The sequence below is a fragment of the Ureaplasma canigenitalium ATCC 51252 genome, assembly GCF_000712165.1.
GTDB lineage: Bacteria > Bacillota_I > Bacilli_A > Mycoplasmatales > Mycoplasmoidaceae > Ureaplasma > Ureaplasma canigenitalium.
Window position 1 is genome coordinate 334,158 of record NZ_KL544010.1, and the last position, 15,216, is coordinate 349,373.

At 32.6% G+C, this 15,216-nt stretch carries 1 protein-coding gene; it reads right to left on the reverse strand.

The window, feature by feature from the left end; all coding sequences use genetic code 4:
* Positions 1–3: 3 nt before the first annotated feature.
* A complete protein-coding gene (locus tag T416_RS0103265; protein ID WP_031489381.1) occupies positions 4–14,985 on the reverse strand; it encodes a GUMAP protein in 14,982 nt (4,993 codons plus the stop codon).
* Between the last annotated feature and the right edge of the window lie 231 nt (positions 14,986–15,216).

Genomic DNA, 15,216 nt, shown 5'->3' on the forward strand with positions numbered 1-15,216 from the left:
CCTCTATTTCTTATTTAACTTTCTTTGTTTTTTCTTTTTTATAATGATCGAAATAATCACCGCAAGGATGATTAATCCAGCGAAGTTTGAAAGGAGAACGATTCAAATTAAGTTGTAATCGATGTTAAGTCGATATTCAACATGTTCAAGACCAGTCTCTTGGTTCAATAAACTATCGGTACGGATAATAATTACTTTTGGATTGATTGGTTGATTATCTTTGATAATAATTTGTTTACTTTCACTATCGTATCGTATAGTTGCAAGTTCACTCTTTAAATCAAAGTCCTCTTGCAGATTCTTAATAAAGTTTAAATCCTGAATTAATTTAGTATCCTTAAGCAGTAATTCAGGTTTATTGTTTGGATCAATAATTGTTAACTGCACATTTTGCAGTGAAACAATTCAATCTTGAAGATAAGATGGATGATAGATTGAACCATCAATTGTCTTAAAGTCAACAATGATTGAGTCGAGATCTTTGTTATTTAATACAACAAAGAGTGGTTTTTCCCCTTTCTTACCATTCTTGTCCTTAGGGTAAACAACAACATTGTTATTTCCATCAATTTCAACAACGACATTATCTGGTTTAAATCGTTCCTTACCGACGGTAATGAATCCATCTTTATCACGTTTATGTTTAGTTTCATCTTGTAGAATGCTTAGATAAGCCTTCGCTTGATCACCACGTGCTTTAATTACATCTTCAATCCCAAAGAACGGAGTTTCATTCTTAGACATTATGCTTGGAAGATTAAAGACTTTCAAGATGAATTGCTTTCCGTCATCATCGACTCCGATGATGACGAAATAGTCCTTAATCTTTTTAATCTTCGTTTCTTTTAGGTTATTCGTCTTAGTAATACCAATGCTCTTTAGATACTTAACAAGGTCAAGACCAAAACGAAGTGGTTTATTAACAAGGTCAACAATTTCCCCGTGGTTATTACTTAAGACTTTATTCATAAAGTAAAAACCATTATAGTTAAGGAAAACATCGCTTGCCTTTCCATTTAGGAAGGGAAGGTAATGGTGGTCATCAATAATAACAATCGATCGACCAGCATCGTCCTTAATTATGTTATATTGATTATTAACATATTTATCCTTGTCACCATGGGCATTATGATATGTATTGGTTGTATCAAGGGTTGGGTTTGAAACAAGGTAATTGCCAATATTTGTTTTATTTATTAATTGCTTGTTGATTTCATTATGTGGAACTTTGATATAAGGACTAAAAGTAAGTTCATTCTCATTGTAATCAATCGCATCAAAAATGTTATAAAGTTCACTAGCATTAATAACCTTGATTGCATTATTAATTACAACTACCCGGGTGAAACTATTTACACTTTCTTCATTAAGTCCTTTAAAGATAATTTGGTCAGTATTTGGTTTGTACTCGACTGTCCAATTCTTATAGCTCTTTACAAGACCATCATCAAGGGTTTTCTCCTGGTACGGGAGAATAACATTTTGATTTATGAAATCATTTTCAATAATATCTTTCGAAAGATTCTTTTCATCAGGACGACTAAGAATAAGGGGATTTGCTCGTTTAATCAGGGTGTAAATTTGTTTTGCCTTGACCGCATCATCTAGTTTAATTGAATCTTTTATGACATTAAACTTCGGTATACGCTTAGTTGGTTCAATCACCAAAATAGCCTTATCGGTTCGCTTATCTTTAAATTCAACAGTACCGTCATCCCGTGCTTCGACAAGAACATCTTCTGGTTTGATTAGAGTACCATCAAGATTAATTTCACCAGCATTATTTCTTGGATAACGATCTTGTTTCAGGAGTTCCTTAGTTAAGGTATCATTTAGGTTTCCAGCATTATCAATGACTTCATCAATGGTTGAAATGTGATAACCAATATCCTTTTCAGAAAGAGCAGGTGGTGCATCGTTAATAATATAGGTGTAGTGATACTTACCTTTTCGACCGGTGATTGATAGATTTTTATAAGATCCTATTTCAAGTTTTAAATCAACTCCATCAAAGTTAGCATCTTCTTTAATTTCATTATAAATTGGAGCTAGTTCAGGATATTTATCAACAAGGATTTGGTTAAATGTTAAACCACCGCTCTTCGTTAGTTCACTAACAAAATTTTTATAACGGATATTATCTTTAATAAATAATTCCTTAACATCAAGTCGACTGAAAGCGAAGTATTGACTTTGGAAGAAATAATACTCCTTATTAGTTGTATCAATCAATTTAAAGTGTTCACGCCATTCGACTTCATTCGGTACATACTTAACGATTGAATCGGTATGTGGTACATAACTAATATTATTAGGAACCCCGATGTCTTTACTAACATTAATGCTATATCCATTTAGGGATTCATTTTGATTAATAAGACCAATCGCTTTAAGGTAAGCTGTTCGAATTAAATCCTTTTGTCACTTACGACGAAGTTCTTTTAACTCTGCTTTTATTTGAGTCTCTGTCTTCCCTTCTTTATCCTTGACTTCTAGATCACGATATTCCTTCGCTTTTTCAAGGGTAAATTCACGGAAAATTTGATCATCGTCAAAAATGGTATATTCATTTTCATTATCAAAAACAGCAAGGACATTATTAATCTTTAAAATATGGTTATTAACAGTATTGTTATCATCGATAATAAGGACACGAGTATTTGGATCGTACTTAATCATCGTATTGACATCAGTAAATCAACTAGGGACATCATCCTGGAAGACTTCAATTAGTTTATCCCTTAAATAAGGATTATCCTTTAAGTTATCCTTTAAAGGAATAAATCGGTCTTGACCTAAGGTAATTAGGAAAATATTATGTGTTAGATCGTAAATTAAATCAAGGTCGTTTTGAATACGGTGTTTACTATCGATAGCATCAATAACAGCACGTTTTGGCACTACAAAGGTATCCATTACGATTAATGGATACTGTATATTAGAATCATCTTGTGATGGATCTTTCGGTCTTATTTCAACAGTCTTACCGTCGGGTGAAACTACAAAACGAACTTCATCGGGATTAAAAGTGACTGTTGGTGAAAGATGAACCTTACCGTTTGCATCACGTTTAAAAAGATTGTCGTTTTGATAATGCTTAAGGATTAAGTCCGGAAGACTATCATTGCTATTATAAATGTCATCCTTAGAAATAAATGATGCATCACTATTATTAACCATACTTGGTAAAGTAAAGGTTGTAATGTTACTAATGACATTAGAAGCATCGAGATCATAAACAATTAGGGTGTTATTGTGATAAATAAACTTAGTACCATTAAGACTTGTATTATTTGTAAAAACAGCAATAATCTTATTTCTTAGTTCAGGATTGTCAATAACATCATTTACTACTTGAATCTCATTTTCCTTAAATAGTTTTGTTTGATTATATAAATTAACAAAATTGTTATATTTGTTAGTAGCATTATTTGTCAAATGAGTTGTATCAACAATAACATATAGCGTTTCATTTGTTTCAGGATGGGGGATACCATTATTGTCTTTAATAAAAGTAACACTATCATCATAACTGAAACCATAAATGTTTTTTGAGACATCAACAGGATCGTTTTTTACATTAACATTTAGAAGATTGTTGTATGTACTAAAGACACTTTGACTATTTGGTTTTTTTCGTCCTATGTTCTTTTCTTTTTGCTGACCAAGACTATTTAAGTATTGCTCAAGCACTTTTTTAACATCGTAATTGTTCTCGTTTAATTTAAGAGCAAACTCATTCTCATCTTCATATAGATCATTAAGAGCAATAATCTTAGGAGTATTCTTAATTGTAAGAACACGTGGTTTAATCGATTGGTTATCACGGATAACGATTAAGTTCTTACTTCGATCATAAATAATCGTTGCAAGCGAAAGATCTCAATTATTAACATGATTACTAATATAGTCATCAAGAATCTTCTTTAGAAGCGGATGGTTTTTAATAGCAGGAGTAAGCGGGTGTTCAAGAGTGTTGTTAACCGGACCTGTATTGTCAATTAGATCATAAAGTTCCTTCGCTTTTCTTATATCACTAAATCGGTAGTCTTGTGGGCCATTTTCAATTGCTCCGCCTGGAAGAATATTCTTCTCATTAACATCGTAACTATAGTAAATCTTTGTGCTGTTCTTATCAGGAATAAGTACTTCGTTACCTGCACCGTCGGTAATAAGGATAGAACCGTCATCCTGTTGTACAACACTCTTAAGTGGTACAACAAGGGTAGCTCCACTATAAACAATTTCTTTATGCTTCTTATTCGGATCTTTTGGATCAGTTCTTTCAATCTGTGGATAGAATGAAGCATCTTCAAGCGACTGTTTAAACGTTTCGTTAAAATCACCAAAGTTATTTAGAATAGCACTTTCACTTGGAATTCCCTTTGGATTTGAAATCGCGATAGGAAGGTTATTCATTTGAATAACAAAGTCAACAAGCACTTTTTTACTATCTCTTGTTATTTCTTTTTTACCGATGATGTAAAGGACATCGTGGTCACCGTTTCGATGCTTATGTAATTTGACATCAGAAATTCCATAGTTATTTACAATTCCTATAAGAATTGGTGATGAGACTTCACTAATAGGAGTGTAGTCAACACTGGAAACGGTTTCATAAAGTCGAAGGAACTCTACAATCCCTTGGCTATATGTTTTCTTTCCGTCAATTGGGGTAATTTCATAATGACTACGGTCAAAAACATAAACAGGCTGATCAGTTCCACCTTCTAGATATTTATAAGTAAGAGCATCTTTAAATTGTGCTGAAACATCCTCTCCTGGTACATCAAAACGCACATAGTAACTTGAAATATCATCCTTGATATTACTTGACTTATCATTTAGGTTCTTATCAGAAGTATTTAAAATCTTGTTATCAATGGTTTGTTTCGGACTATTTGAGTCAAGCGACTGACCACCATCTAGTACAAATCCTTCGTGATGGCGATATAAATGTTCGGCATCAATTACTTTTGTAACATTTACAAAAACAATTTGGTCCTCGCGGTTGTTCTTACGTGCTCGAAGAATGATTTCGTTCCGATGTTTATTGTATTCAATGGTGAAGATCGCTTGACCATCACGGAACGATGCAATGTTTTCAGTATCAACAACACTTTTAATAAAGTCAATGTTAAGAAGATTCTTATTGACTTTACCATCGAGATCTTTAAAGAGTAGAGTTTTTTGATTGTTTTTAATGTTTTCATCAAAAAGAGGATTCTCTTCAATATTCTTTAAGTAGTTGTAAGTCATTAATGGAGTTGCATTAGTGCTACTTCATTCTTTAACTCGGACAACCGGAAGATCTTGTTTAAAGTCAATAACAGTAAGAATCTTATCTCCTTGTTTAATCACAACTTGAGTTTTGTTCGATTGGTTCGGATCTTTTACTGTTTCAAAAACAAGACTTGGATCATTTAATTGAATTTCAACCCCGTTAACGACGATGACATTTTCATCTTCATTCAATAGTGGTTCTTTATATACCCCACGTTCAGGAGATTCGGTAATGCTATTATTACGATTACGAATTTGTTTGTTTAGTTCTAGATTTTCAGCTGCGATCGCTTTTGCTTGCTTAATTAAATTAGTCTTTGTCGCATTGGCTATCTTCTCTTCAATAGTATTACCATTTGCTTTTGAAATATCATCAGCAATTAATTTATGAGTCTGATCAAGATCAAATATCTGTGGAATAAGGATTTTAACAACCTTAATCTTATTGGTTGTACTATCTGTTCCACGAATAGCAAGAATGTTGCCATTTGCAAGACCAACATCAAGATTATTCGCATCTTCCTTAAATCCAAGTGTACTTACTATACTATTTAAATCAGCACTACCAATCGTATCAACCTTAACATCTTGATAAATATATTGTTTAGTTTGGTTATCAAAAAGCGGACTCGCTTTTTGTTTAAGCAAATTAACCATTCCAACAAGGTTAGTGTACGAAAAATTACGAGCATCGTGTTCAAGATACAATGTTTGATCAACAAAGAAAATTTGATCAAGATCAGTACCTACACCGGTATTAATGGTATAAACATCAACATTCTGGATGTTTGAAGATTGGTAAGGAGGTTTTAGGATATAACCATTTAGGTTATGAGAGTCACCACCAAGTGCATTTAATTTTTGAAGGATTAGACGTGACTTTTCACTATTTTGACCAACTACTTCACGTCAGTCATAAAGGAGTCTTCCCTGTCCGTAAATCGTATCATAACTCGTAACTTTAATGATGTTACCATAAATCACAAGGTAGTCATCTTGAAGTACAAAAATTCTTTGAGTTGCCTTGTCAAAAATAATCTTGGTATTGTCATCTAAATTAAGAAGATCGTTTTTTATATCCCTATTGTTACGGTCAGACTGAATAAGACGTTTAAGCAGTTCACTATTCTTAACATCCTTGTAAAGAACAGCACCATCAGTCTTGTTTGCCTTTGTATAAAGTTGATCAAATTCATATACAATAAGAGCATTGTTATTAACAATTCCCGTTGTCTCAAGGGCATAAACTTTTGGAATTTTCTTTTCCGTTGCAATATGTTTTTGCTTACCGTTATAACGATATATATATCCATCACCTTTATCGTTCGCATCAGCACTTCGACTTATACTTACATTTGTGCCTTCAGCTGGGAAATCAGTTCCACCGCTAAGTAGTTCGTTTTGGCCAACACGGACAAGACCTAAGATAGCTTCGTTTAAAATAGCATCTCCATCAAGTCATTTTGACTTTTCAACAAAAGTACGAGCAAGTTGAAGAGTTGTAGGAACTTTTGCATTACCTTGCTTTAGGTCTTCAACATGTGGGAAACCTGAAAGAACAACAACATGTTTCGCATGGGTTGTTTTGTTTTCACCATAAATAACAATAATGTTATTTTTTGCTTGAGTGTCCTTCTTAATCTTAAATGCTTTTGCCGATGCAATATCGATATTACCAAGTGAGAAGTTTGAAATAATATCAGTTAAAAAGTTAGGAGGAGTGACTGATGGGTCACCAAGAGTGACATCAGGTTGGTTTGGATCAACACTGAATTCCTTGTCTACTTTCTTCGCTCATTCTTCGAAGAAAAACACTTTAGTGACAAGTTGCTGAACATTAACTTTTTCATTTGCAATGTGATAGTTTTCGTCATCAAGTATGTATAATTGAACCTTATTATTTGGGTCATAAATAATCGTATCGCTGTTTCGATCACCATTTGTTACACGAAGTTTATTTGTAGATGTCCCTTGTTGCAGAGTATAGAAACCTCATTTAATTTCCTTTTGTTTTCCGTTCTCCATCATCGGATTACTCAACTTATTTGAAAGGAAATCTGTCACTGACTTATCATTATCAACAATGTCTTTAATAGTGTAAGCATCCTTCTTTTCAATAACACGCGGAACATTGTAATAAACAAGAGTATGGTTAGTATAAGTATTCTTAAAGATAACACGGTCAAGGTCAGGATAATAAGTATACTTAATCGCATCTGTTACATTATTAGTGTTAGTAAAGAAGTTTGACGGAATCCCTTCGTCACTAAAGAACAGTAGATGTTGATACTTAGTTGTATCGAAAGTAAGCTCCTTGTCTTTTTCTGCTAGTGGAACAGTTTTAAGAAGATCATAGACAACATGAGCATTCTTTTCATTAGCATTAAAAGCGATGATATTTTCAGGAACAATATTATCAGGAACAATAATATTTACGAACTTCTTTGTTGAAGCACTTTTTAGAAGAAGAGAATTATCAAGATTGAATTCAACAACAAGATCTGAAACCTTCAATTTATATGGAGTTGATTGTTTTGCTTTATCAATAACTTCAATTTCCCCGTTTGTTTGAGTGTAATTGCTGTTATCCTTAAAGAATTCACTTCACACTTGATCAACACTCTTTGTATTATTGACATTTTTAAAGAGATGATCAAGGGTTGGTAAGTTACCATTATGTAGATTTTGACTTTCAATAATGATTGGTAAATTAATACCGACCATCTTTTTCGTATATGCCTTACGAGTACTTGTAGCACTATACTCACTAGTAAAGATAAGACGTTCTTTGGTGCTATCAAAACGAACATAGGTTGAAGAAGGATCAAGACCTTCTCCGTATTCATTAACAATGTTCGTTAATTCAGTATTGTTTAAATCTGAAACAAGAATTCCTTTATCATTGTTGCGATTGGCAGCACCCTTAATCCGATTAAGGGTTTGATAAAATTCCTTAATGTTTGAGATTTCACGTTCAATATCAACCGCATCATCAACATACTCAGTAGTATTTAAAATATAAATCTTTCTCGATTTATTTGTCGTGTCTTCAACAACATAGTTAGTAGGGATTTCATCTTTAGAAACCTTCATTGTTCTGGGATATTTATAAAGGTCAAGTTTGTTATCAATTTGTGCTGAATTTCCAAAATTACTTGTTAATTTTGTTTCAATAGCTTTTGATGCTGATTTTCCCCCGACAATTTCAGTATAGAAATTTTCATCGTTTAAATTTAATTCAGTGTGAGTATTATCTACAACTCGAATAAAGTTAGTGATGACAAGTGCTTCGATGACATTGTTATTACTGTCAAAACGACGGATAATAATGCGGTCATTGTCACTATGTTCAAGTTCGGTAATATAGTATTCAATACTTACTTTATTTATGTTGCTAATATAATCGTTGATGTTTAACCCTGTTTTGGTAAACATCATAGCGATTTTGGGTAATTGAAGGAAAGCAACAGTCGCTTCTTTTTGTGGAATTTGGTTTTCAGTTCTCGGTGTTCTTAAGTTATCAGTAGTTTTATCAAGGGTGCTATCTGTTTTTAACTTCTTTAGTTCGTTCTTAATATCAAGAGCATCGTAAACCGTTCAAGCACTTGATTCACGACCATAAACAATTTCCGCATGCTTGTAATTAGGAATATATGAAAGGAATTTTGAGTCAAGATCACGACCATCTTCGGTTCTTAGAGTAATTTTCTTTGTTACACGGTCAATACCAACGATAATCTTATTGAATTCAAAGTTTTCACCACGAACTTCAATATTTAAATTAGTTTTATTGTTTGTAGGGTCAAGAACATTCTTGACAGCATTCTTCATTCTTAGATCATCGTTACCTGTGTACTTAATAAAGTCGTAAACGGTTGGATTTTGGATATTACTTTCAAGAATATCTCGTGGTAGTCGGTCGATTAGATAAATTTCATGTTTATTTGTTTGTTTATTGTCAATATAAACAACAATTTTATTGTTAGGACGACCATTAACATTACTTGCAACTAGCCTTAGATAAGGATCTTGTTCGTTACCAATTTTACCCTTTAAATCGTCGATGAAGACATTAATATCAGATTGATCATTCGCTGGAATGCTACGAACTAAATCACTATATTTAATGATTGTTTTCTGTTTTAAAAGAGCATCAAAAATCACCTTAAACTGACGTTTATGGTTCGGAATTAGTTTATCACCCTCAATTGGATTATCCTTATGGTAAACAGTAATGTCCTTCAAAACAAGGGTCTTATCATCACCGTTCCGTTTTAATACATAGTATTCATCAACCTTTCTGATTTCAACATCATTATCAGGGAAATTAAAAGTGTCAATGTTTTTTCCACCTTGAGTTAGTAAGTAGTTTTGAATAATGGTTCTTACATTAAAACTACGTTCAACAACTTCATCAATTTTAAGAAGACTATTTTCACCTTTATCATGGATATAGGTTTCTGATGTAGCAACAAATCCGGTATATGCTTTAGCATGGTTCTTAGATGTATCAATTAATCAAAGTATTTGACTATCGTAGTCAACCATTGCTTTGTCATAAGTATAGGTGCGACCATTTTCAGTTTCAGTTAACTTAATTTTATTAAAACTGCTAAGAGCTGTATTTGCATCAAAAATCTTATTACCATTCTTCTCTTCAGTTGAAAGTTTTTCTTGTTCTTTAATCTTAGCAACGATGTTAAATAAAGTATCAATATCTGCTTTAGTATTAAGGTTATAAAGAGTAGAAAATTCTGCAGTATCGACCGTTGGTACTGCATTATTACTTGCTACAAAAACATCGACATCTTGGTTATTACTATTTCTTAGTTTAAATAGTCTCACAGAATGGTTCGCATTGTATTCAAGTGTAATTGTGGTGTTCGCAATATCTACTCTATGTTCACCAAACGGGATATTACCAGTTTGACCAGCTTGAAGTGGAAATTGAATCCCTTTTGATTCAGCAATAAATTTCTTAACAATAAACTGGTTAGGTTCAGGACGAATCTTACCTTTATTATCAACCGCTTCCATCGCTTCATATATTGTTCCTCAACGAACTTGTTCAGACTGGTCAGAGACAAACAAAGGAAGGTTATTGAAAACATAATAATATTTTTCACCATTGTCTTCACCAACAGCTACAAACTTAAGACCTAATTTAAAGATTTTCTTTACATCTTTGTATTTACCAGAATCAGATGTTTTTCTATCGTCGAAAAACTTCTTAACAACTTGAACACCTTCATCAGTATCATTAATATCAAGTTGATTAGTAAATTCGTTATTGACTAATTTATCTGTAATGAATTTACGGAACTTATCAGATTCATTATTAAACACATTATCAGGTACCTGACTAAAGTGATTGAATGTCACAAAGTAAACCGGTTTGTTGTTTGCGACAATAATTGGACGATCACCAACGAACTGTAGTTCAAAATGTTCAGTTCCAGTGCTATCTCGGACATCAATACCAAGGAACAAATTATTCTTCACTAAAGCTGCTTTATTATTTGTAAATCGGTCAGTTACCGTTCTTCTAAGATTAGTGTCGTTTTCTGGTTTTAGAAGTTCAAGTTCATATTCACCCGTTGCATTATCCTTAGTTGTAAAGATTTCTTTTTCATCAGCAACACGAGCGATGTTATAAACGACAAGAATCTTTCCATCAGCACTATTTTTACCCTTTTCATAGATGACAAAACGAGCATTAGGAAAGTCGACATCAACAGTAGTTTGAGCAGTAATATTAAATGGTTTATTATTATTTTTAAATTCTTGTGTAAATAGAGCTTCAAGTTGCTTCTTCTTCTCAGTTGTATCATTCCCTGAGAATGCTTTTCAATAACCATAGGTTACTTTATCGCTGCTCCGATCGGTTGTTTTTGAGTACTCAATACTCGAAAAATCAGGGATACGACTACCATTTTTAGTAAAAATAATGGTACCGAAATTTGCTCCTGCCACACCAGTGTAAAGTTGTACATAGTTACGTTTACTATTATCACCAACCAGATATTGAATATTAGTTTCAGCAACAGTGAAACGATTATTTTCGTTCGGCGAAATGCGATAGTCAAAGTCGTAAATCTTTGTCCCTTGGTTGAAGATATTAGCACTATTTAGTTTATCCTTTAGAGCTTCAAGATAATTACCATTTTTACTAATGATTTCATCATTAGTTGGGAAAGTAAAACTTACTCCTGGATGTTTGTTTTTATCGACAACTTCATCTTCTTCATAAATATTTGGTAAGTCGTAAATCGGAAGAATGGCATATTGGGTTTTGGTTTCATATTCTCTCGAACCAGCTACAACAAGGTATTGGTAATCATGTTTACCATCCTTACTCTTCTTTGTGACAAAGAAGACCTTTGTATCAAGAAGAGCACCAGCCGGTTTGTTATGAGCTCCTTGAACACTTCCCATATTGTTGTAATAAAAGTAGTAACTTTCATCGTTCGCACTTTTTGTAAGACGATCTACAATGGTTGGTGCGATTGTTTTTAGTTCATCTAGTGAAACACCATCCTTATATGTATGTTTATCTCGAACCTTTAAAATTAGTTGACGGTATTCTTCAAGTGGAGGAGTACCACGGAATAAAGCATTTGCAGTTTTTGGTTGTAGATATTGGATATCATCATAAACTTTAATCTTATTTCGATCCTTAGTTAATTGATAAATATCAGTTTCAAAACTACGTTCACCGTTATTTGGACCAGTATCACTCGAAAACTTTTGTAAAGTTTCAGCGGTAGCCGAAGCATCAATTGTATATAAACCAAACTCTGTCCGTCTTCCATTATTTTGATTAATAACAAAATTTAAATTCTTATATTTATTGTAATCATTTGTAAAATCACTATTAAAGTTATTAACCGCTTGGTCAATAACATATCCAAGGTAATTTGAACCAAGTCTCTTACCTTCTTCTTCAAACATTAATGAAGTATCTGTTACTTTTTGAAGACCATAAAAAACGACAGATTCCTGCAGGTTTTCATCAATATAAGTAAGAATTCCCTCATTTGGTTCAAAAATGATTCTTCCTTCATTAATCGAACCAACATAGTTTCTGATGAAAGTAGGATCAAGTAGTTCTTGCTTGATTTGTTTCACTATTTTACCGTTATTTGGTGTCGTAGTCGAATGATCGTCGGCCTTTAAAATCTTTTTAATGAACTCAAGAGTTTGAAGGTCATCGACATTCCATTTGATAGCAACACTCGAAGGAAGAAGACCACGTTGGTTTTTAGGTTGTTTCTTTACATCGATTAATTGAACTTCTTTTTTTTCAACAGTAGATGAACCGTTTTTCACATTCTTAACCAAAGCTATTTGGTTACGATCTTTCTTTAGATCAAAATCAAAGTATGTCTTACTATTTTCAGGATAAGTCTTATTTACTGTATTTTCATAGTCATAAACAATTCCATCAATCTCAAGTTTACTGTTATCGTTGTTATGACGTTTTGCAATCTCATTTAGAAATTTGTGGATAATATCAGTTGAAGAAGTAACACTTAATGTAGCATCAACAGCTTGTTTTGGTAATTCAGTCTTAATTTCCTTTACTACTTCGTCAGTAATAGTATTAATGTTAACTTTATCGTCATAACCATTAAAGACAAGATCAGTTGTAATTACTTTTGGTAAATCATAAATTAAAAGAATCTTCGATACATCAGTTTCGTTTTCAGTGTTAACAATGATGAATTTATCACCATTCGTACTATCTTCAAATCGAAGGATTCTTGAAGTGTCCTTGTTGAATGAATCTTTAATTCCAGTAGTGTTTGTTACATAATCATTTAATTGAGCAAGGTCGACATCCTTAACTGGTAGAAAGAATTTAACAACCTTATTTTGATTTCTTTGAAATGCTTTATTATCAGTAAAAATTTTTCGTCCACGTTCACTGTTGAAACTATGACCATAAAGAATATAAATATCTTCGTTTGTTTTAGCGAAGTGTATCTTCTTAATTTTCGGATATTTAGTACCGGTTTTTAGTTTATATTCATTTGTGTTAGTATTAGTTACATCAGAAACAGTAATTTGGTCATTAGTATCAACATCTGGTATAAAAACAGTTTCAAGATATTTCCCTTTATTCTTAAAAAGGTTCTCCTTCATAATATTGACAGTTTGATTTTCAATCTGGTCAGGACTTGTCGCATTAGAGTCGAAGTTCTTCGCAAGTTGAGCAAGACTAAACAGGTTGTTTGTCGTATCAATATTTGCTCCATTGGTATTATCTTTAAAAACCCCATTTGATCTTGATACTTTAGGTAAATTCTTAAAAACAAACACTTTCTTGTTGTTGATTGTTTCATCAATCACAACGATTTTATTTGCTTTGCTTGAATAAAAAACACGACTAAAATAAATATTGAAATTCTTTTTAAGAAGGATGTTTTCATTATTCACTGTAAAGATTTTCGATGAAATTATATTATTAAGACTAACAGCCTTTTCTGAATCATCAGTACCAAATTTACTAATGGTTTTAATCTCATCGATTAAGTCTTCTAGGTCAAGACCATTGTCGGCTTGTAAGGTAGAAATTCCTCGTTCTTGTTCAAAATATGAATATCCGGTATTGTTATTTGCAAAGTAGGCCTTTTTACTAGCATGGTCTTCAATAGTTAGATAACCCTCATCGGAGTTAAGAATAACTTTATCAAGCGGGAATTTATCAACACCGTTTGTTTGAAGACCACCAAAGAAACTATTTTCAGTGATATTATGAAACTTCGCTTTAATTGCTTCTTTGTAGTCAAAACTATGTTGTTTTAAATCTTCAAAAGTAGGAAGAAAGTCATAGTTGTGTTTAGTTTGACCATTTACACTGATTTCTTCATCATAACGAAGAATGTTCGGAAGACCATTGATGGTATAAACATGAGTTTGGCCTTCAATCTTACCAGAAACAATAAGTCGAAAATCTCCTTCATGTCCAATTCTTGCAACTCCAATATCAGTTAAAGGAAGTTTTAAGACTGATTTAATTCAGTTCACTACATTTTCTTCAAACACAGATCTTGAATCAAGTCTAAGGAAACTAGAGTTAAGATTTTTTTCATTAGCTTTTGTAGAAGGAAGGAGACCAAAAAACCGAATTAACTCACCTTTCGTATAACTTAGATTTTCATCTTTTCAAACAATAGGAATGTTGTGGTATCCAGTTGTGTCATAGAAAGCATACTCTTCTGAAGTACCATTTTTCTCAAGAACAAAAACTCCTGCTTCATTTCCACTAGTTACAACTGTCTTAACTCTTCAACCATCCGCTTCGCTTAGATTGTAAGATGTACCGTTAAGTTGCATCTTAACACCTCTTTTTAGTGCTTTCTGCAAAGCGGTATCAACTTGGAAGTTAGATTCAACTAGTTCAGCAAAAGAATAAACATATGGTTGCGGTTCAGCAATATTCTCACCCTTTTTAAAATTAGCAGCACCTGAATTGATTTGAATAACTTGTTTGCCGTTATACATACTTGGATAATTCGGTGTTGCATACAAATGGCTTGCGACGGTATTTTTCCCTGTTTTTTCACTATGCTCCAAACTCTTTGAACCAACAACCCCTCCCGCGATGGCAGCGGATGAAACGAGTGCAATCGAAGATGTGATTGCTGTAATTTTCTTTTTGTTGCTCTTTGAGTAGATTTTGCTATTCTTGTTTGACATAACTACTACCTTTGTTAATAATTAGTAAGTTGATTATTTGATATATATTAATATATATAGGTTAATAGTTTATTTTAGCAAAATAGATAAATATATACCGTTAAATCTACCGCTTTTTGTGCTCTATGAGCAATACTAGTATCCTTTTGATAAATAAATCTTCAATTTATGATTAGAACAAGAAAAAAATAAGAACAAATTACCAAAAAAGGTTTTGTTCTTATTTTTTCG